Genomic DNA, 19,756 nt, shown 5'->3' on the forward strand with positions numbered 1-19,756 from the left:
GACTAGTGAGTCATCGCGTAGAGCATGGTATTCAGCCCTACCGCGTAACCGTTCGGCGAGAAGTGAAAGAAGAAGTTCGGATCGTCACCTTCGCGCTCCCACGAGTCGGCAATGTCGGTGTTGTGCGTCATCAACACCATGATGCGGCCGCGCTTGTCGGTGATGGCAGCCATGTGCGCCTTCTCGCTCTCGATGCCCATCTCGGACGTCTCGCCGCCGCTGCCGCGCCAGAAGTTGAGCGAGGGCACTTGCGGGATCTCGGCCACTGGAAACAACGTGCGGAAGATCGCGTGGCCGGGCTCGAGGTCCTTGATCGGAAACTCACCGGGCGGCAGCACCTTGCCAATCTCGCTGGCGAACGAATCCCACGCGTAACTGCCCCAGAAATCATCCACCCAGAGAAAGCCGCCCTTGTCGAGATACTCGCGCAGGCGATCGGCGTCGGCCGCCGAGAATCCCGCGCTGCCGGGATCAGACGCAATCACGACCGGGCACTGAAACAGCGCATCGTCGGTCGGCCGCACGACCAGGTTGACGGGATTGCGCTCGCCATCGAACGCCACCGTGGTCTTGGTGAGTTCCGAGAGACGGATCGAGAGGTTGATTTCGGCGAAGGGATAGTCGGTGCCCCATCCCATGCCGAGATTCTGCTGGCGCACCTGCGTGTACATCAGCCGGCAGATGTGGAACTTGCCGTCGAAGTCGGCCTGGCTCGCAAACCGCGGCGGCGCCCCCGACTCGCTGCCGAAGCGGCCCCGGCCGCCGCGAAACCCGCGCTGCGCCTCTGCCAGCGATGTTGCCAGCAGAATCGCGACCACGAGGCCCGCGGCGAGGCGAAGGCTCATTGACGCTGCTTTTGCCTCGACAGCGACCGGTAGTATTCCTCGACCAGCGCCTTGAACTCGGCCGGCACCTCGTCTGAGCCGTTGACGAGCGCGCGGTCGGTTTCGTCGCCCACCTGGCGGCGCAGGCCGTACTCGAAGCGCTTCATGCCTTCGGCCACGAACGTCTGCAGGCGCTCGAGTTCGGCGACATCCTGGTAGACGCGTTCGGAGTCGAGCTCGCGCAGGCGCTTCATGATCTCGTCGAGCTCCTTCGCATCGATGTTCTGTTCGCGCAGCATGTTGCGCAGCGCCTGTCCCTCTTGCGCCCAGCGCCGGGCCTCGCCGCGGAACTGGCGAATGTCGTCGGGCGAGAATCGGCCGGGGCTGCGGTCGCTGCCGTTCCACCCGCCATCACCGAAGCCGCCGGTGGTCGCGCGGCCGCTCATGTCGTCGCGGCCACCGCCACCGCGCTCGCCACCTTGCTGGCCCTGACCCTGTTGGCCGCCTTGACCCTGCTGGCCGCCTTGGCCCTGCTGCCCGCCTTGGCCCTGCTGCCCGCCTTGGCCTTCCTTACCGGCCTGGCCCTCTTGACCTTTGGCACCCTCAGCACCCTTGGCACCTTCGGCACCCTTGGCACCTTCGGCACCTTTGGCACCCTTGGCACCTTGTTGCTGACCGTTGGCACCTTCGCGCGAGCGTTCCGCCATTCGCTGGCCCATCGAATCCATGCCGCGCGCGAGCTCGCGCGCCTTGTCGAGCGCCTCGGTGCTGCGATCGCGACCTTGCCGGCCCACCGTGCTGGCCGCATCATCCAGCTTCTTGCGCAACGCTTCGATGTTGGCGCCGATCTCTTCCTCGAAATTGCGCGCGTACTGTTCCGGCGCACCCGCGCCCAGCAGGCTCTTCGAGTAGCGGATCTTTTCCTTCACCTTGTTGTCGCGAATGCCGCTGGCGGCTTCCGACAACTTGCGGGCGGTGTCCTTCGCGTCCCGGGTCTGCTCGCCGACCATGCGATCGAGCTGCTTCTCGAGATTGGCGACCTTGTTTTCGAGCGCGTCCTTGCGCTGGCCCAGCAACTGCGCCTGCTGCAGGCGGTCGGGGCCGGCCTGCGGCAAGCCGCGCGCGTCGCCGGCAATGTCCCTCTGCTCTTCGGCAATCTCTTCGGCCTGCCGTTGCGCCTCGCGCACGTCGCGTTCGCCGCGCGCCTGCTGGTTGCTGGTCAGCTGCCGCTGCGCTTCACGCAGCCGGTCGGCGGCGGCCGACGCCTGGCCGGCAGCCGACGGATCGCCGGAGGCGGCGGCCCGCTTCATGGATTCGGCGGCGCTGCGCAACTGACGAGCCGTGTCGGCGAGATCCTGCCGTTGCTGATCGCGCGACAGGCGTTCGAGTTGCCGCGCCGCCTCCTCGGCTTGTTCCGCGAGCGCGCGCTGCAAGTCACCACCACCACCGCCGACCGACTGCCCGGCCGCCTGGCGCCGCTGGCGCTCGATCTCCTGCTCCTGCCGGCGTGCCAGTTCCTTCAGTTTCTCGGCCAGCTCGTCGATCTGCTGATCCTGCTGCTGGGACGAGGCCTGCGAGTTGGTCTCGTACTGGTTCGCCATCTTGTCCATTTCCATCTTGAACAAGTCGGCCAGATCTTCCGCAATCGAACCCGCGCCGCCACCGCCGCCACCACCGCCGGCCTGGCGCCCGGTCTGCACCTGCAGCTCGAACTCCTCTTCCGCCTGCTGCAGGAACTGCAGGGCCATGTTCTCGGGCGGCAGCGCGCCGTCGGGCTTCTGGGCCTGCAGCTGCTTCTCGGCCAGCGTCATCTGCTCGGCGGCCTTGGGCAGCAGCTCGGCAATCTTCTTGAACGAGGGATCGGAGACCACCAGGCGGCTGTTCATGCGCTGCACCAGGCCCGTGACCTGGTCGCGCAGCTTGCTCTGCGCCAGCGTCAGCACCACCATGTCGGCGCGGAACTTGTCGGCCTTGAGCGTCTTGCGATCGCGCTGGATGTTGAAGGTGCCGGAAATGATCTGGCGTTGCTGTTGCGACAGCGCGCCCACTTCCTGGCCGCCTCCGCCGCCCCCGCCGCCCCCGCCACCGGCCTGCGAGGTGGCCGGCTTGAAGTTCTTGTCGAACGGCCGGATGCGCAGGAAGAAGATGTCGCTCGTCGCCTGCTTGGCGCCGGCCACCGCGTCGTTGTCGGTCGCCTTGGCGTAGTACGACACCGAATCGCCGGCCTTTACGCCGAGTTCTTCCATGTAGAAGGTGTGGCCGGCCGTGACCTCCTGTACCGGCTTCACGCCGTCGAACAGGCGGATGGTCTTCTCCGGGCCCCCGTTTACCGAGTACACCAGTTGCAGGTTCTTCACCGCGTAGTCATCGTCTGCCTGCGCCTCGACGAAGAACTCCTGCACGGGCGTCGCGTCGGTATCGCGGCCCGGCTTCGACAGCTTCACGGTCGGCATCAGGTCCGACAGCAGGTCCACCGTGTACTGCGGCGACGCCGGCAGGCGCTCGCCGCCGGCCGAGTCGAGCTCGACGTGATAGAAGCCGTCGTGCTGCGCCTTGAACTGCGCCGTCAGCGTCCCGTCGGCGTTGAGCGAAAGCGGTACGCTTATGTTGTCGTCCGCCTTCGCGGCCGAAGGCCGCTTCGGCGAGACCTCGCCGGAGCTCGCCGACGACTCCCGCGCGAGCGAAGGCGGGCCCAGCACCACGCGGCCGCCCTGCGAGGCCATGGTCGGCGTGACCGTCACGCGCACGTCGGTGCCCTTCAGCACGGCGACGTCGCCGCCGTCTTCAATCGTTCGCGGCGCGAGGCCGGTATAGGCGGGATAGGTGTACTCGAGGTCGAGCTTCTTCACGTACGGCAGTTCGACCACGTTCAGCTTGAACACCGGCGATCGCACGCCGGCCGCTTCGACGACGTACTCGAGGGGTTCGGCCAGGTCGAACAGCATGCCTTCGTAGGCGCCGCTCTCGCTCTTGACCATGGGCACGCGATCGAACGCCGACTGCGACGCCTTGCGAATCAGGATGGTGGCGTCGGCGGCGTCGAATCCCGAGATGGTCGCGTTGATCATCTGGTCCGCGCCTTTGGGGACCTTGGTGTCGCCGGGCGTCACCTCGATGCGATAAGGCGCCGCCGCCTCGACGTCGCGCGAAATATCGAACATCGCCGTCAGCGTGTGCCGCAGGTAGCCGGGACCAAACGTGAACAGCGCCACGGCTGCCAGCACGACCCCGCCCGAGACCCAGGCATAGCGCTTCAGCGAGTCGCGCTCGATGCGCTGGCCCTCGTGAATCTCATGCGCGCGCTCGAGGGCGTTCTCGACCAGGCGGTTGATCAGCACCGGCGACCAGTCGCCCGGCCGCTCCGACGCCTCCATGGCGCTCAGGATGGTCGAGTCGAGCGTCGGCTCGTTCTCTTCGAGGTAGAGCACCACCTGCTCGTCGGTGACCTTGCGCGACAGCGGCCGCGCGAAGAACCACGCGCCGGCGGCGACCAGCGACAGGCCGGTGGCAATGCGGAACCAGAAGATCGCGGAGGGGGTGAACTTGAGCGCCTCGAGGGCGTAGGCAATCGCGACGAGGACCGCGATGCCGGCGATCAGGAAACCGACCGCGCCGCGCAGCGCCAGCTTGATCCGCCAACGCCGGCGTACCTGCCGGACGACTTCGAGCAGTTGCGCGCGCGGATTGAGCTCACCCATTGGGCGGTTCCCCTTCGGTCCGGCTAACCACCTTCGCCATGGCTACGGTGGTCAAGAAGCCGGACGTTCCAACATTATCGTGTGGCGCGCGATAGTCGCTGCGCCAACACGGTCTCGGCGATTAGCAGCAGGATACCTGCGAACAGCAGATACCACCAGACCCGTTGCGCCAGTTCCTGCGCCTCATCCGGTAAGACGTCCTGGGCGCCGGCCGGGCCGGACACCCCGTTGCCGGTCACGCCCGACACCAACTCTTTCGGGTCCATCCGGTCGAGGTTCGATTCCGCCAGGTTGACGTTGGCGGCCGCGACAATCACCGGTCCCGCCTCTCGTCCCGCCGGCCGGACCTGGTAGAAACCTTGTTCGACCAGTTCCAGCGCCGCCGCGGACGTCGGCGCCTCGGAATTCACACTTAAATCACGACGCTGGCCCGACGGCGCCAGCACCGTGCGGCCGGCCTCGCTATTGGCGCCGGCCGTCGAGGTGGCGCCGGCGGCAATCTCCGCCGCCGTGATGTCGAGCACTTCACCCACCGTCAGGGACGCCGGCTGCTCGCGGAAGCCCGACAGGTGCCGGCCCAGCTGGTGCACGAACGGCAGGAACACCGGCTTCAGCGCCAGGTCGTTCCAACTGAGATCGATGGTCGAGGCGAACATGACGATGCGACCGCGGCCAGCGGCCTTTTCGATCAACGCGGGCTCGCCGGTATCGAAGCGCGCCAGCACGGTGGCATCCTTGGCCGCCTTCAAGCCGCGGTACGAGTAAAACCGCGCGGTCGAGAAGTCGCCGCTGCGCGGGGCGCGGAACGGTTCGAACACCGCGTGCCCGAAGTCCATGCCGCTCAACTTGGCCGCCGCGCCGCGGGTGCGATCCACCGGCGCGCCGATCACCGCCGGCAGCCACGCTTCGCGGGAAGACGGCCACGACGCGCGCGGGCCGAGCGCCATCAGCAAGCCGCCGCCGCCTTCGACGAACGTGACCAGCCGGGCCGCGGTGGCCTCGGGCACCGCGAGATCGTTCACGATCAGCAGTCGCGCGCGATTCACGGCGTCGCCGGCCAGGGCCTCGACCGACTGCAACGACGTCTCGAACCGCGGCGCCTCGCCAATCTCGAGCGCGCGCGACAAATACAAGTTGGCGTCGCCGCGGCTCCCCTGCGTCACCACCGTGACCGGCACCGGCGCGCTCGGCGTAATGACGAAGTTGAACACGTTGTCACGCGCCAGCGCGTCGATCGATGACGAAGCCGGCGCGATGCCAGTCTGCACGGCCACACCGGCGGCCGCGTCACTGCCGAGGCGCACGGTCGCGCGGGTCGTGGTCGCGGCGATCGACACCGGCGCGAAGGTCACGGTCGCCGAGGCGCTGCCGGCGACATCCACTGTCAGCGTCTGGACGATGCGGCCGTCCATTTCCAGCTGCACCGGCACTGCGGCCGCCGGTGCGGTGGTGCGGTTCAGCACGCCGGCGGTGACGGTCACCCGTTCGGGCTGGCCGGCATCGCGCGTGCGCAGCAACGTCGCGGGCGTCAGCGCCAGGTTCGGGCCGGTGGCGCCTTCCACCATGACCGGCGTGATCACCGTGCCGCCGGGCAGGCGCAACGTGTCGTCGGGCTGCCAGCCGCTGCGCTGGAAGTCGGACACCACGATCACTTCCTTCCGCGGCAACAGCGACTCGGCCAGCGCGCTGCCGGCCAGCTTCAGCGCCGGTCCGTATTTGGTCGCGCCGGGACCGGGCGACGCGGCGTTGATCTCGGCCACCGCACGCGACCGATCGGGCGTCGAGCGCAACACCACTTCGGCATGGTCGGCAAACAGCACCAGTGACACGCGATCGGCCGGCGTGGCCGAGGCAATCGCGTCGGCGGCGAGCCGCTGCGCCCGCGACCACGAATCGCCGTAACCCATGCTGTACGAGCGATCGAGCAGCACCACGATCTCGCGGGCGCCGCCGGCCGCGGCGGCAATCTCCGACCCGCGCAGGAACGGCCGCGCGAACGCCGCGACGATCAGCGCCAGCGCCGCCAGCCGCATGGCCAGCAACAGCCAGTCGCGAATGCGGCGCTTCTGCACCGACTCGTAGGGGATCTTCTTGAGGAACATCAGTGACGGAAACGCGACCACCGACTTGCGCTCGCGCTGGGTCAGGTGCACGAGCACCGGGATCGCCAGCGCCGCGAGACCGAGCAGGAAGAGGGGCGTCAGGAACGACACGGTTACCTCGTGCGGGCCATGCGTTCGCGCATCGACAGGAAGCGGAACAGCGCGTAATCGAGCGGCTGGCTGGTATTGAGCAGCATGTAGTCAATCTGCTGCTGTGACGCGCGAGTGGTCAGGGCCTCGATGTGCGCCGCCACCAGCGATCGGTACTGGTCCGCCAGGGCCGCCGGCACGACGGGAATCTGGTCGCCGCTCTCGAGGTCCTCGAAGCTGGACGGCTCCACGAACGAGAAATCAACCTCCTGCGGATCGAGCACGTGAAACAGCACGACATCGTTGCCGCGGAACCGGAGCAGCCCCACCGCATCGAAAATCTCGTCGGGCTCGGCATAGAAGTCCGAGATCACGACGATGATGCCGCGGCGGCCGAAGTGCTCGGCCAGCCGCTTGAGCGGCGCCACCAGGTGACCGGGCTTCTCCGCCTTCGCCCGGTCGAGCGTGTGCAGCACCACATCCATGTGCTTGGCCGACGGCGGCACGTGCTCGACGATGCCCTCATCGAACGTCACCAGGCCGACCCGATCGCGCTGCTGGTTGGCGAGATACGTCAGGCACGCCGCCAGGGTCTTGGCGTAGTCGAGCTTCGAGAGCTTCTCGCCGAAGCTCATCGACTTCGAGACGTCGAGCAGCACCGAGAAGTTGGCATTGGAATCGGCCTCGAACTCCTTGATGTAGTACTTGTCGGTGCGCGCGTAGACGCGCCAGTCCACCCGCCGGATGTCGTCGCCGGCGACATAGCCGCGATGCTCGGCAAAATCCACCGACGCGCCGAAGAACGGCGAGCGATGGGTGCCGTTGATCAGGCCATCGACCACCGTCTTGGCGACCATCTCCAGGTTGCCGATGCGCGACAGGACCACGGGGTCCACGAAGCGCGCGCCGGGAATTGGTTGGTGTACTGACATTGTTCTCCCAGGCGGAACTAAAGTTCCGCCCTCCTGGCTCTGTCTGCCAACTCGCCTGACCTGCCCAACCCGCCCTACATGCCCGAACGCGGCGACGGCACGGCCTCGATCAGGCGGTCGATCAGCACGTCGCTCGTGACGCCTTCCGACTGCGCATGGAAGTTGGTCAGCACGCGGTGACGCAGCACCGAGTGGGCGATCGCGCGAATGTCGTCGAAGCTCACGTGGTAGCGGCCGCTGGTGAGCGCGCGCGCCTTGCCGCCGAGCACCAGGAACTGCGCCGCGCGGACGCTGGCGCCAAACGCCACCCACTTCTTGACGTTGTCGGGGCAGGTCGGCGACTTCGGGCGACTGGCGCGAACCAGGGACAGCGCGTAGCGCATCACCGGATCGGCCACCGGCACCCGGCGCACCAGGCGCTGGAACGCCACCAGGTCAGGCCCGCTCACCGGCCGTTCGAACGTCGGCTCGAGAATCGCCGTCGTCGTCTTCACGACCAGGAACTCTTCCTCTTCCGGCGGGTGTTCCATGACGATGTGAAACATGAAGCGATCGAGTTGTGCTTCGGGCAGCGGATACGTGCCTTCGAGCTCGATCGGGTTCTGGGTCGCGAACACGTAGAACGGCTCTTCGAGCTTATAGGTACGGCCCTGGATGGTGACGCGGTGTTCCTGCATGGCTTCGAGCAAGGCGGACTGCGTCTTGGGCGGCGTGCGGTTGATTTCGTCAGCCAGCACGATGTTGGCGAAGATCGGCCCGGGTGAAAACACCATCTGGCGGCGGCCGGTGGCGGCGTCTTCCTGGATGATGTCGGTGCCGGTGATGTCGGACGGCATCAGGTCGGGCGTGAACTGGATGCGCGAAAACTTCAGGTCCAGCACGCGGGCCATGGTGTGAATCAACAGCGTCTTGGCGAGGCCGGGCACGCCGATCAGCAGGCTGTTGCCGCCGACGAACAAGGTCAGCAGCACCTGATTGACGACTTCATCCTGCCCGACGATCAGCTTCTTCAACTCGCGGATGATCTGGTCGCGGCCGTCCTTCATGCGGTCGGCAAGGGCGAGATCATCCGGCGAATTCATGTCAACGGTGTCCACGGAGGCTCCTCTCACGTCACGTCGTGCCTAACTACCAACTACCAACTCTTCAACTGGCTAGTGCGTCATCGCGTAGATGACGTAGTTCACGCCAAACTTGTACGCCTCGTTCGATAAATCCACCGGCACATAGCCCGTGTCCGAGTATTCCCACAGCTCGCCCAGGTCGTGGTTGTAGTTGGCCACGGCCAGCAACCGGCGCGCCGGATCGTTGTCCTCGAAGATCCCGGTCCACTCGGTGGGGCCGTAGTAGCCCTCGACCTCGAGCGAATCGATCTCGAAGAACGAATGGAAGATCGGATGCGAGACGTCGAGCGGCACCCAGCGCGCGTCGGGCAGCACGCGCCGCATCTGGTGCACCAGGTTGTCGCGGTGGTCCTCGCGGAAGTCGTCGAAGATGATGAAGCCGCCCTTCTGGAGGTACGCCCGCAGTCCGTCCGCTTCCGGGTCGCTCAGCGTCCAGAACCCCGGCTCCGACATGTAGGCGACCGGAAACATCGCCAGGTCGGGATCGTCGAGCGTGCGCACGTTACCTTTGTCCGCAAACGTCCGGACGAACGTGAGCTCGGCCAGGATCTTCGTGAAGTTGAAATCAGCGCGCGGAAAGTCGTGCGCCCACGGCGGCTCGCGGCGCATCATCCGCAGGTCGGCCGACGGGTAGCGCAACCGCGTGAACACGAAGCGGCCGTCGTACTCGGCCTGCCCCAGCTCAATCACGGGCGGCGGGCGACGGCTGCGGAAGCCAGGAAAGTCCTGCTCCACCGTGGCCGCAGGCAACCCCTCCACCTTCGCGCGCAGCGCTTCGGTGGACAGGAAGAAGGGGTTGCCTCCACCAACAATGGCCAGCACGACAATCACGCTACGCGAGGCCGACAACACGTCGGTACCCCCATTCGGCGCACAGCAGGCCCACCAGCAGCATCAGCACGATCGGCATGTGCCAGAGATCGTGCTCTTCCACGCTGGTGACGCCGCGGCCGGTATAGCGCAGGTCATCGGCCAGGGTCGCGGTGTTGGCCGCGTCGTAGTAGCGCCCGCCGGTCTCTTCGGCAATCCGCTTCAGCGTCGCGGCCTTCATGGTGGCGTCGAAAAACTCGGCCTCGCCCGGCGCGGCGCGGAAGTGCGTGACGGTGCTGCCGATCATCTTGCCGCCGCGCATGGCATCGAGCTTGGCCTCGTACCAGCCCGGCGCCCTGGTCGGCACCGCGACCGAGTAGCGCCCCGCGTGCTCCCCGTCCCAGGTCATGGGCAGGTCCGAAACCTGGCCGTCGGGACCGGTGATGGTCGCCATGACGACGGCGTCGTTCAGTTCGACGAAGGAGGGATCGACCACGTTGGCCACAAGCGTCGCGGCCTCGCCCGGCTCCACCCGTTCCGTCGTCAAACTCGGCTCCACCTGGTCCGGCACATCGTCCACGACCGAGCGCAGCAACTGGCGCCAGTAGTTCTCGTGGGTCATGTCTTCCACGGGAATGCTGTGGTGCATCTGCCAGATCCAGGAGTCTTGCGGCAGAAACGAAAAGGCCTTGCCGCGGCCGTAGCGCTGGAACGCCAGCATCGGCCGTTCCGCGCGCGCCTCGTCGGTGCCGCTCAGCAGCACGGTGGCCCCGGGTTTCACGGCGTCGACGCGATTGACCGCGGTAATGCCGGGGAGCGTGCTCCAGCGTTCTGCTGACGCCGCTTCGTTGGCCGCGAGCTGTGTCACGGCAGTGGCGCTGCCGGCGCGGGTCGGCTTCACGGTGAGCCGCGACACGGTGTCCTTGGCCTGGGTCCGGGTCCGATCCAGCACCACCGGCAGCACGTCGGCAACCGCGGTGCCGGCGTAGCCGCCCTCGGCGAAGGCGCGCGGACCGCCGAGCGTGAGCAATCCGCCGCCGCGGCGATCGACGAACTCCGCAATCATGCGCAGCTGGTCGCCGGAGAAGGCGCCGGCCTCGATGCTGCCGAGCACCAGGCCGCGGTACGCGAACAGCTCTTCACGCGTCTTCGGGAACCCTGCCGCCAACTCGTCCGGTGTGTCAACGCCCAGGCGGAGGTACTTGTTGTCGGCGGTGCGCTGCAGGACCGTGAGAATCAGGTTGCTGTCGTCCTTGACGGCGCGGCCGATGAACTTCATCTCGAAGCGCGGCTCGCCCTCGAAGTAGAGGACCTTCTCCTTGCGGTCGCGAACGTCAATCAACGCTTCGCGCGCGTTGTTCTCGGTAACCAGCTCGCCTGGCTGTGGCGACACCCGGAAGCGCAGCACGCGCGGGCCGGCCTCGGTGACCGTAAACCGCACGGGGATGGAGGCCGGCGTGCCGGCATCGGGCAACGTCACCTGCTGCGTGCTGACCAGCGTGCCTTCGTCTTCCACGTCGAGCGTGACCGGCTGGCCATCGAACCCCGACTGTGACAACACCACGTCCACCATCAACGTGGTGCCTTTCAAGGCGGTCTTCGGCGTCGAGATGCGGCCGACCTGGATGTCTTTCGACAACTGCTCCTGGCCGACGCCGACGGTGAACACCGGCAGCCCCTCGGCTTTGAGGCCGAGCAGCGCGTCACCGAGCGCCGCGTCGGCCGTGTCGGCGCCGTCGCTGACCATCACCAGCCCGGCCACCGGCAGGCCGGCCAATTCCTGGCGCACGCCCGACAGCGCGGCGCCAATTCGGGTTTGCGAACCACCGAAGGTGAGGTCGCCCGGCTCGGTCGTGCGCGCCGGCGCCGCCGAGAAGCGGAAGGTGCGGACGGTGAAGCGTTCCGACAGCGCCGCCAGCAGCGCCGCATTGGGGCCGGTGAGCTGTTCGGCAATAAACGACGAGCGCGGCTGGCCGTTGCGGTCGGCAATCTGCATGCTGCGCGAGTCGTCCAGCAGCACGCCCAGGAAATTCTGCTGCGCCACCGCGGCCTTGACGACCAGCAGCGGGCGGAACAGGCACACCAGCAGGATGGCCAGCAGCGCAGTGCGAATGGTCGCCAGGATGGCGCGGTCGCGCGCGTGGCCGCGGCCCGAGCGGTACGCCATCACCGTCAGGCCGACCGCCACCGCCACCGCGACGGCGGCCACGTACGAACCCGTGGAGGCGGCGAAGCGAAATTCCCCCTGGCTGAACACCACCGGGGAAAGCTCGAAAAAGAATCTAAAAAGGGCGTCGAACACGAATAGCTCGGATTCTACTTCGGTTAGGCAGGCGCCACGCCACAGCTAACCGTCAGACGGCCCCGCTGCCACGATGGCCGTGCCACGGACTAACGAGAAGCCACAGATTAATCACAGATTAGACACAGATCAGGTGCCCGACCCGCGACGCCGGGCTCCGCCCGGCGCTACTCGCGACCAACGAACTCGGGGTCGAGAGAACTCGGGCCAAAGCGATCAGTTCTCTCGATCCCGAGTTCGCTGGCCGCGGCCGGCCCGGAGGGCCGGCGCGGGTCGGGCCGCCGTGTTCATCCCAATAATCGGTGACTAATCAGTTGCTAATCGGTGGCCTGTCTTGGTCCGTCGACTGGGTGATAAGCTGCTACATGCTCGCTACCATTCCCGTCATCAAGACCACTGCTTCCCGGCTGACGCCGGAAATCCGCGACAAATCTGCGTTCGGCGCCGTGTTCAGCGATCACATGCTGATGGCCGACTACGCCAACGGCAAGTGGGGCGATCCGAAGATTGTTCCCTACGGCGCCCAGATGATGGCCGCTGCGCCGGCCGTGGCCCACTACGGCCAGGGCATCTTCGAGGGGTTCAAGGCGTTTCCGCGGCCCGGCGGCGGCGCGGTGCTGTTCCGCCCCGACGCCAACCACGCCCGCATGAACCGGACCTGCCAGCGCATGGCGATGCCCGAGATTCCAGCCTCGATCTTCATCGATGGCACGGCGGCGCTCGTGCAACTGGACCGCAACTGGATTCCCGAAAGCGACGGCGCGGCCCTCTACATTCGTCCCGTCATGTTCGCCACCGGCGAGCCGCTCGGCGTGCGGCCGTCAGACACCTTCCGTTTCATCATCGAGACCTGCCCGAGCGGTCCCTATTTCTCGGGCGCTGCTGACCTGATTGCCGAAGACGTTTACGTGCGCGCTTTCCCCGGCGGCACCGGCGCCGCCAAGTGCGGCGGCAACTACGCCGGCAGCATGCTGGCCGCGCTCGAGGCGCAGAAGAAGGGCTTTCACAACGTGCTGTGGCTCGACGGCATCGAGCACAAGTGGGTCGAAGAGGCCGGCCTCATGAACGTCATGTTCGTGATCAACGGTACCGTCGTCACGCCGCCCCTCGGCGGCACCATCCTTCCCGGCATCACGCGCGACAGCGTGCTGACGCTGCTGCGCGACATGAAGGTGCCGATCGAGGAGCGCCGCATTTCGATCGATGAAGTGTTCGAGGCGCACGCCAAGGGCGCGCTCGACGGCGCGGCCGGCGTGGGCACCGCGGCCGTGATTGCGCCACTCGGCCGCCTGCGTCACAAGGACCGCGAGATCACGGTCAAGGCGATGACGCCAGACTCGGTGCTCGCGAAGGTGGGCGCCGAACTCGAAGGCATCCGCTCGGGCCGCATTGCCGACCGCCACGGCTGGCTGATGACGATTTAGCGATGCCGTACTTTGCGCTGACCTACGAGGTCGTGGACGACTTCATCAACAAGCGGACGCCGTTTCGCCCCGCGCACATCAGCGGTGTGCGCGAGGCGCACGCGCGCGGCGAGCTCGTCATGGCCGGGGCGCTCGGCGAACCGGCCGGCGCGCTGCTGGTCTTCCGCGGCGCGGACAAGTCGGTCGCCGAGAACTTCGCCAAGGCCGACCCTTACGTCAACGAGGGACTCGTCAAGAGCTGGTCGGTGCGGCCGTGGACGGTCGTCGTTGGCCAGGACCCGTCAGAGACGCCGCCCGGCCTGCCGAAGTGACCGTCGCTTAGCCCTTTCGCAGTTCGAGCTTCGCCACGCTCTCCAGGTGCACTTCGTCGGGGCCGTCGGCGAGCCGTAGCGTGCGCGCCGAGGCCCACGCGTGGGCGAGAAAAGTGTCCTGGCTGACCCCGGCCGCGCCGTGCGCCTGGATCGCGCGATCGAGCACGCGCAGCGCCACGTTCGGCGCCACCACCTTGATCATCGCGATCTCGAGCCGCGCGGCCTTGTTGCCCACCGTGTCCATCAGGTGCGCCGCCCGCAACGTCAGCAGCCGCGCCTGATCGATCTCGATCCGCGAATCGGCAATGTCGCGGCGAATGGTGCCCTGCTCGGCCAGCGTCTTGCCGAAGGCCACGCGCGACTTGACGCGCCGGCACATGGTTTCGAGCGCGCGTTCGGCCAGGCCGATCAACCGCATGCAGTGATGGATACGGCCGGGCCCGAGGCGGCCCTGCGCAATCTCGAAGCCACGGCCTTCGCCAAGCAGCATGTTCCCCGCCGGCACCCGCACGTTCTCGAACGTCATCTCCGCGTGCCCGTGCGGCGCATCGTCGTAGCCAAACACGGTCATCATGCGCTGGATGGTGACACCCGCGGTGTCCATCGGGACCAGGATCATCGACTGGCGCTGGTGGGGCGCCGCATCGGGGTTGCTCTGTCCCATGAAGATGGCGATCTGGCAACGGGGGTCGCCCGCGCCGGAGATCCACCACTTCCGGCCGTTCAAGACATAGTGGTCGCCGTCCCGGACGATGGTCGAGCGGATGTTGGTGGCGTCAGACGAGGCGACGTCGGGTTCGGTCATGGCGAAGCACGACCGGATGCGGCCGTCGAGGAGCGGTGTCAACCAACGCGCCTGCTGCTCCGGCGATCCGTAGCGCGCCAACACTTCCATGTTGCCGGTGTCTGGCGCCCCACAGTTGAACACCTCGGGCCCGAACGCAAGCGAGCGTCCCATCACCTCGCAGAGCGGCGCGTATTCGAGGTTGGTCAGGCCCGCGCCGTGATCGCTGGCCGGCAGGAACAGGTTCCACAATCCCTCGGCCCGCGCCTTGATCTTCAGTGCCTCGACGATCGTCGGGACCTGCCATCGATGGTCGTGGATCTGCTGGTGAAACAGCGCTTCATTCGGGTAGATATGTTGATCGAAGAATGCGAGCAGGCGCTCGCGCAACTCGCGTGATCGTGATGATGGCTCAAGCATTCGGGACGGCCGCCTCGGCTCGCAGTTTGGTGTAGAGCACTTTGCCCACGGTTGACTTCGGCAGGCTCGCACGGATCTCGATCACGCGCGGCCGCTTGTATTCGGCGAGCCGGCTGGCGCAGTGGGCGCGCAGTTCGTCGGGCACGGCCGCCTGCCCCGGCTTCAGCACCACGGCCACCTTGACCACCTCGCCGTGATAGCCGTGCGGCACTCCGTACGCTGCCGCCTCCATCACCGCCGGATGCGTGTAGAGCGCCGCTTCGACCTCTGACGGATACACGTTGTAGCCGTCGACGATCATCATGTCCTTCTTGCGCTGCACGATGAAAGTGTAGCCGTCCTCGTCCAGACGCGCGACGTCGCCGGTGTGCAGCCAGACCACGCCATCGGCGTCGGCGCGCAGCGCGATGGCGGTTTCGTCAGGGCGATTCCAGTAGCCCTTCATCACCTGCGGCCCCGACACGCACAACTCGCCTTCCTCGCCGATCGGCAACTCCCGCGTGCCGGTCTCGAGATCGACAATCTTGAGGTCGGTGTCCGGCATGGGCAGGCCGATGCTGCCCGGCTTGCGGCGGGCCAGGTGCGGGGTCGAATGGGTGACCGGCGACGCCTCTGACAACCCATAGCCTTCGTTCAGGGTCACGTTGACCTGGCGCTCGAACTTCTCCAGCACCTCGACCGGCAATGGCGCCGAGCCGCTGTTGTAGGTGCCGACCCGATCGAGGTGGAACTCGCGCAGGCGCGGATGATTGAGCAGCGAGACGAAGATCGTCGGCACCGCCGGGAAGTAGGTCGGCCGGTAATCGCGCAACGCCGCCAGCACGGCCTCGACGTCGTACTTGGGGATCAGGATCTGCCGCGCGCTTTGCCAGATCCCACGCATCATGCCGACCGTCAGGCCGTAGATGTGAAAATACGGGATCACCAGCAGGAAGCGATCCTGCCCACGCTCGATGCTGCGGGAATGCCACAACTCGGTCTGGATGGTGTTGGCGAAGATGTTGCGGTGGGTCAGCATCGCGGCCTTCGGCACGCCCGTCGTGCCGCCCGTGTATTGCAGCACCGCCACGTCCACATCCGCATCAATGGCCACGCGAGGCAGATCGCTCTCGGTGGCACCGGCGATCAGATCCGCCAGGCGCATCACGTCCGGCGCGGCGGCCGGCGGAGTGGCCGCTGGCGAATACTCGCTGAGCGCCGTGATCAGGATAGTCTCGAGCGCCGTGCCCGGCTTCAGCGCCGACAACACCGGCGCCAGCACGTCCAGGGTCAGGACCATCCGCACACCCGAATCGCGCAGAATGAAGCCGACCTCGGGCGGCGTAAACGCAGGGTTGATGTTGACGACGGTGGCGCCCAATCGCAGGACGGCGAACACGCCAATCACATACGGCGGGCAGTTCGGCAGCATGATGCCGATGCGGTCGCCTGGCACGATTCCCAGGCGCGCCAGCGCCGTGGCCAGTCGATCGACCTGCTCCTTCAGCTCGCCAAACGTCAGGTCCGCACCGAGAAACGTTGTCGCCGGCAGTTCGGGGCGCTCCGCCGCCGCTCGCCGCAAGATCTCGTACAGCGGCCGCCGCGGGTAATTGGTGTGGCGCGGCACCCAGTAGTCGTAGTGGTCGAGCCACGGCCGTGGACGATCGGAGCGGAGAGTCATCGGTTCACCGTAGGGGCGCACTTCAGTGCGCCCGTCACGTGATCGTCCGCCCGCCATCGACCACGATGGTCTGGCCGGTGATGTAGTTCGACGCGTCGGCCGCAAGAAACACGGCGACGCCCTTCAGCTCGCCGGCCTCGCCCACCCTCGGAATGGGACTGGTCGCCTTGATCTGCGGCTCGGCCTGGCCGATCGCGGGATCGGCGAGGCGCGAATGGAAGAAGCCCGGCGCAATGGCATTCACGCGAATGCCGCTCCTGCCCCACGACGCCGCCAACTCGCGCGTCAGCCCCATCAACCCGGCCTTGCTGGCCGCGTAGCCGGCGTAGTGCGCGCCGTGGACCGACCCCTGCAAGCCCGCGACCGACGCGATGTTGATGATCCGCCCATACTGCTGCTTCAGCATCTCGCGGCCGGCGGCTTGCGAGAAGAGGAATGCGCCAGTCAGGTTGGCGTCGATCACTCGCTGCCACTTGTCGAACGGCATCGTTTCCGGAGCCTCGCCCCACGTGACGCCGGCGTTGTTCACGAGAATGTCAACGCGCCCGAAGACCGACATCGTCTGGTCAACGACCGCCTGCACCTGTTCCGGCTGGGTCACATCGCAGACCAGTCCGTCAACCCGGAAGCCACGGCCCTGGAACCGGTCCAAGGTCGGCGTCAGCCACTGTTCGCGACGGGCGCACAGCATGAGCGCGGCACCGGCTTCAGCGAGGCCCTCGGCCATCTCTTCACCCAGGCCGCGCGAACCGCCGGTCACGATGGCGACGCGGCCGGTGAGATCGAACAGGCTGCTCAAGGGCCGTGCCGTCATTGGCCGGAAAGCTTACACCGACTCGCATCCCGACGTTCGCGTCTTGTGACGCGCCACCGCCGGTGCTATGTTTACCGCCCCATGGCCGTACCCACTGATGCCGAGGCCCGCGCGGGCAACGGCCGCTTCCTGGTTGCCGATTCCGATCCCGGCGCCGTCTTCACTCGCGAGGATCTGTCCGACGAGCAGCTCCTCTTCGGGCGAGCCGCCGAGGAGTTCATGCGCGTCGAGGTGCTGCCGCGCGCAGCCGACCTCTACAAACACGACTGGGTCCTGACCCGGGAACTGATCCAGAAGGCCGCCGACCGCGACTTCACGCGCCTCGAGATCCCGGAGGCCTATGGCGGGCTGGGGCTCGACAAGGTGAGCACGGCGTGCGTCGGTGAAATGCTGAGCCTGAACCCGTCGTTCGCGGGCTCGCTCGGCGCGCACACCAGCATCGGCACCCTGCCGATCGTGTATTTCGGCAACGCCGATCAGCGGGAGCGTTACCTCCCCCGTCTCGCCAGCGGTGAACTGATTGGCGCCTTCGCCCTCACCGAGCCCGAAGCCGGCTCCGATGCCCTGTCGGCCCGCACCACCGCCACGCTCACGCCCGATGGCAAGTTCTACAGCCTCCGTGGCCAGAAGCTCTGGATCACCAACGGCGGCTTCGCCGACATCTTCACCGTCTTCGCCAAGATCGACGGCACCCACTTCACCGCTTTCATCGTCGAACGCGGCATGGGCGTGATCAACGGCGCCGACGAGCACAAGCTGGGACTCGACGGCTCGTCCACGACCGCGCTGATGTTCGACGATGTGAAGGTGCCGGTGGAGAACGTGCTCGGCACCATCGGCGAAGGGCACAAGGTCGCGTTCAACATCCTGAATTTCGGTCGCGTCAAGCTGGGCACCCGCAACATCGGCGGCGCCAAGCAGGCGCTGACCGGGGCGGTGCGCTACGCGAAAGAGCGCCGTCAGTTTGGGCAGGCGATTTCGAGCTTTGGATTGATCAAGCACAAGATTGCCGAGATCGCCGTGCGCTGCTTCGTCGGCGACGCCATGGTGTTCCGGGCCCTTGGCGAGGTCGATCGCGCGCTGGCCGCGGTCAACCCGGACGATGTGCCCGCGGTGCTCAAGACGATCGAAGAGTTTGCGGTCGAGTGCTCGATCAACAAGGTGTGGACCAGCGAGGCCCTTGCCTACGCGGTCGACGAGGCCCTCCAGATTTACGGCGGCAACGGCTATTCGCAAGAGTTCCCCGCGGAACGCGCCTACCGCGATGCGCGGATCACGCGGATCTACGAAGGCACGAACGAGATTAACCGCCTGATCATCGGCACCAGGCTGGTGAAGAGCGCGCTCGTGGCGCCCGCCATTGCCGCCGAAGCCGCGCGCGGACTGGACGAGGTCCGGCTAGCGCCGGACGCCTCACCCGAGCGGGCCTTGCTCGCGCGGGCAAAACGAATCACCGCCTTCGCACTCGGGCGCGCGGCGCAGGTCTTTGGCAAAGGCTTGTCAGCCGAACAGGAAGTGGTGGGTCGCCTGGCCGACATGGCGATCGAGGTCTACGCGCTCGAAAGCGCGATCCTCCGGGCCGAGAAAATGCGGGCCAGTGGCGCCGGGCACGCGGCGACCGCCGCCGACATGGTGCAGGTGTTTGCCGCGGACGCGGCCGATCGCCTGGAGCATGCCGCCAAGAACGCGCTGGCCGCGATTGAGCCCGGCGACGCGTCGGCGCTGGTCGAGCGGGTCCACGCGCTGCTGCGTTATGGGCCGGTCAAGACCATTGCCGCCCGCCGGCGCATTGCCGACATGGTCATCGATGCGAATCGGTATCCGCTGTGAAACAGACGCCGGGTTCATTTTGGACGGGCGGGCAGCGAAAATGAACCCGGCGTCATTGCGCGATCTCGTCGGCAAGGAAATGGTGTCACCCTGGCACGTCGTCACCCAGGAGGCCATTACCCAGTTCGCCGACGTCACCGGTGATCGGCAGTGGATCCACCTGGATGCCGAACGGGCCGCCGTCGAGTCTCCGTACGGCGGCACCATCGCGCACGGTTTTCTCACGCTCGCCCTGGTGAGCCGCCTGCTGCGCGACGCCGTCGGCGCGATCGACGGCACCAGGATGGGCATCAACTACGGCTTGAACAAGGTCCGGTTCCCGTCGGCGCTGCCGGCCGGCTCTCGGGTGCGCGGCCGCTGCACGCTGGCGCGCGTTGATCCCGTCGAGGGTGGCGAGCAGGCGACCTGGATGGTACTGGTCGAACGAGACGGCGGCACGAAGCCGTGCTGCGCCGCCGAATGGCTGGTCCGCTACTACCACTAGTGTTCACCACCATGCATCACACAGAACCGCGGAAACACAGAAATCACGTCACCTCGTTTGGCCAAAAGGAGCTGCGGCGCTTCAGTGATTCTGTGCTTCAGTGTGAAGCATTTGTGAGATGCCCTGAAGTGAAGCTATCAACAGGAA

The 19,756-nt window shown here is 66.8% G+C and carries 14 protein-coding genes; 4 read left to right on the forward strand and 10 right to left on the reverse strand.

Features of this window, described 5'->3' with window-relative positions; genetic code table 11:
• Positions 1 to 2: 2 nt before the first annotated feature.
• The 7 genes from Q8T13_04280 to Q8T13_04310 all read right to left on the reverse strand — a co-directional run bounded on the left by Q8T13_04280 (position 3) and on the right by Q8T13_04310 (position 11,882).
• Positions 3 to 845, reverse strand: a complete 843-nt coding sequence (locus tag Q8T13_04280) for a DUF4159 domain-containing protein (GenBank protein MDP3716968.1) — start codon at positions 843 to 845, stop codon at positions 3 to 5.
• The gene (locus Q8T13_04285) at positions 842 to 4,522 is read right to left on the reverse strand and encodes a hypothetical protein (GenBank protein MDP3716969.1); all 3,681 of its coding nucleotides are present in this window, start codon (positions 4,520 to 4,522) and stop codon (positions 842 to 844) included. The genes Q8T13_04280 and Q8T13_04285 overlap by 4 nt, the downstream gene beginning before the upstream one ends.
• Before the next feature lie 74 nt (positions 4,523 to 4,596).
• Positions 4,597 to 6,735 (reverse strand): BatA and WFA domain-containing protein, encoded by a 2,139-nt coding sequence (locus tag Q8T13_04290; protein MDP3716970.1) that lies wholly within the window; start codon positions 6,733 to 6,735, stop codon positions 4,597 to 4,599.
• Between the two features lie 2 nt (positions 6,736 to 6,737).
• Positions 6,738 to 7,646, reverse strand: coding sequence for a DUF58 domain-containing protein (locus Q8T13_04295; protein MDP3716971.1), 909 nt, complete (start codon positions 7,644 to 7,646; stop codon positions 6,738 to 6,740).
• A 74-nt stretch (positions 7,647 to 7,720) separates the two neighbouring features.
• Complete coding sequence (locus tag Q8T13_04300; GenBank protein ID MDP3716972.1) at positions 7,721 to 8,743, reverse strand: MoxR family ATPase; 1,023 nt, start codon at positions 8,741 to 8,743, stop codon at positions 7,721 to 7,723.
• A gap of 57 nt (positions 8,744 to 8,800) precedes the next feature.
• A complete protein-coding gene (locus Q8T13_04305; protein MDP3716973.1) occupies positions 8,801 to 9,592 on the reverse strand; it encodes a DUF4159 domain-containing protein in 792 nt (263 codons plus the stop codon).
• 10 nt (positions 9,593 to 9,602) lie between these two features.
• Positions 9,603 to 11,882, reverse strand: coding sequence for a glutamine amidotransferase (locus Q8T13_04310; GenBank protein ID MDP3716974.1), 2,280 nt, complete (start codon positions 11,880 to 11,882; stop codon positions 9,603 to 9,605).
• A 365-nt stretch (positions 11,883 to 12,247) separates the two neighbouring features.
• On the opposite strand from Q8T13_04310, the gene Q8T13_04315 reads away from it, so the two are divergent.
• Together Q8T13_04315 and Q8T13_04320 are read left to right on the forward strand one after the other, a co-directional pair.
• Positions 12,248 to 13,306, forward strand: coding sequence for a branched-chain amino acid aminotransferase (locus tag Q8T13_04315; GenBank protein ID MDP3716975.1), 1,059 nt, complete (start codon positions 12,248 to 12,250; stop codon positions 13,304 to 13,306).
• Positions 13,307 to 13,308: 2 nt separating this feature from the next.
• The gene (locus Q8T13_04320) at positions 13,309 to 13,617 is read left to right on the forward strand and encodes a YciI-like protein (GenBank protein MDP3716976.1); all 309 of its coding nucleotides are present in this window, start codon (positions 13,309 to 13,311) and stop codon (positions 13,615 to 13,617) included.
• A 7-nt stretch (positions 13,618 to 13,624) separates the two neighbouring features.
• On the opposite strand, the gene Q8T13_04325 is transcribed toward Q8T13_04320, so the two are convergent.
• The 3 genes from Q8T13_04325 to Q8T13_04335 are packed head-to-tail and all read right to left on the reverse strand — an operon-like array spanning position 13,625 to position 17,295.
• Positions 13,625 to 14,821 carry an acyl-CoA dehydrogenase family protein gene (locus Q8T13_04325; GenBank protein MDP3716977.1) on the reverse strand — a complete coding sequence of 399 codons (1,197 nt, stop codon included), beginning with the start codon at positions 14,819 to 14,821 and terminating at the stop codon, positions 13,625 to 13,627.
• Positions 14,814 to 16,481 (reverse strand): long-chain fatty acid--CoA ligase, encoded by a 1,668-nt coding sequence (locus Q8T13_04330; GenBank protein ID MDP3716978.1) that lies wholly within the window; start codon positions 16,479 to 16,481, stop codon positions 14,814 to 14,816. Before Q8T13_04330 ends, Q8T13_04325 begins: the two co-directional genes overlap by 8 nt.
• A gap of 34 nt (positions 16,482 to 16,515) precedes the next feature.
• Positions 16,516 to 17,295 carry a glucose 1-dehydrogenase gene (locus Q8T13_04335; protein ID MDP3716979.1) on the reverse strand — a complete coding sequence of 260 codons (780 nt, stop codon included), beginning with the start codon at positions 17,293 to 17,295 and terminating at the stop codon, positions 16,516 to 16,518.
• 81 nt (positions 17,296 to 17,376) lie between these two features.
• Here Q8T13_04335 and Q8T13_04340 point away from each other — a divergent pair, with 81 nt between their 5' ends.
• Both Q8T13_04340 and Q8T13_04345 read left to right on the forward strand, forming a co-directional pair.
• Positions 17,377 to 19,125, forward strand: coding sequence for an acyl-CoA dehydrogenase family protein (locus Q8T13_04340; protein MDP3716980.1), 1,749 nt, complete (start codon positions 17,377 to 17,379; stop codon positions 19,123 to 19,125).
• Positions 19,126 to 19,165: 40 nt separating this feature from the next.
• Complete coding sequence (locus Q8T13_04345) at positions 19,166 to 19,609, forward strand: MaoC family dehydratase (GenBank protein ID MDP3716981.1); 444 nt, start codon at positions 19,166 to 19,168, stop codon at positions 19,607 to 19,609.
• Positions 19,610 to 19,756 lie beyond the last annotated feature (147 nt).

It is taken from the genome of Acidobacteriota bacterium (assembly GCA_030697165.1).
Taxonomy (GTDB): Bacteria; Acidobacteriota; Vicinamibacteria; order Vicinamibacterales; family UBA2999; genus 12-FULL-67-14b.

Bases quoted from the DNA above. Each gene is read 5' to 3' on its own strand.
- Q8T13_04280 (MDP3716968.1), bottom strand. From the start codon at position 845: ATGAGCCTTCGCCTCGCCGCGGGCCTCGTGGTCGCGATTCTGCTGGCA.
- Q8T13_04285 (MDP3716969.1), bottom strand. From the start codon at position 4,522: ATGGGTGAGCTCAATCCGCGCGCGCAACTGCTCGAAGTCGTCCGGCAG.
- Q8T13_04295 (MDP3716971.1), bottom strand. From the start codon at position 7,646: ATGTCAGTACACCAACCAATTCCCGGCGCGCGCTTCGTGGACCCCGTG.
- Q8T13_04315 (MDP3716975.1), top strand. From the start codon at position 12,248: ATGCTCGCTACCATTCCCGTCATCAAGACCACTGCTTCCCGGCTGACG.
- Q8T13_04320 (MDP3716976.1), top strand. From the start codon at position 13,309: ATGCCGTACTTTGCGCTGACCTACGAGGTCGTGGACGACTTCATCAAC.
- Q8T13_04325 (MDP3716977.1), bottom strand. From the start codon at position 14,821: ATGCTTGAGCCATCATCACGATCACGCGAGTTGCGCGAGCGCCTGCTC.
- Q8T13_04330 (MDP3716978.1), bottom strand. From the start codon at position 16,481: ATGACTCTCCGCTCCGATCGTCCACGGCCGTGGCTCGACCACTACGAC.
- Q8T13_04335 (MDP3716979.1), bottom strand. From the start codon at position 17,295: ATGACGGCACGGCCCTTGAGCAGCCTGTTCGATCTCACCGGCCGCGTC.
- Q8T13_04340 (MDP3716980.1), top strand. From the start codon at position 17,377: ATGGCCGTACCCACTGATGCCGAGGCCCGCGCGGGCAACGGCCGCTTC.
- Q8T13_04345 (MDP3716981.1), top strand. From the start codon at position 19,166: ATGAACCCGGCGTCATTGCGCGATCTCGTCGGCAAGGAAATGGTGTCA.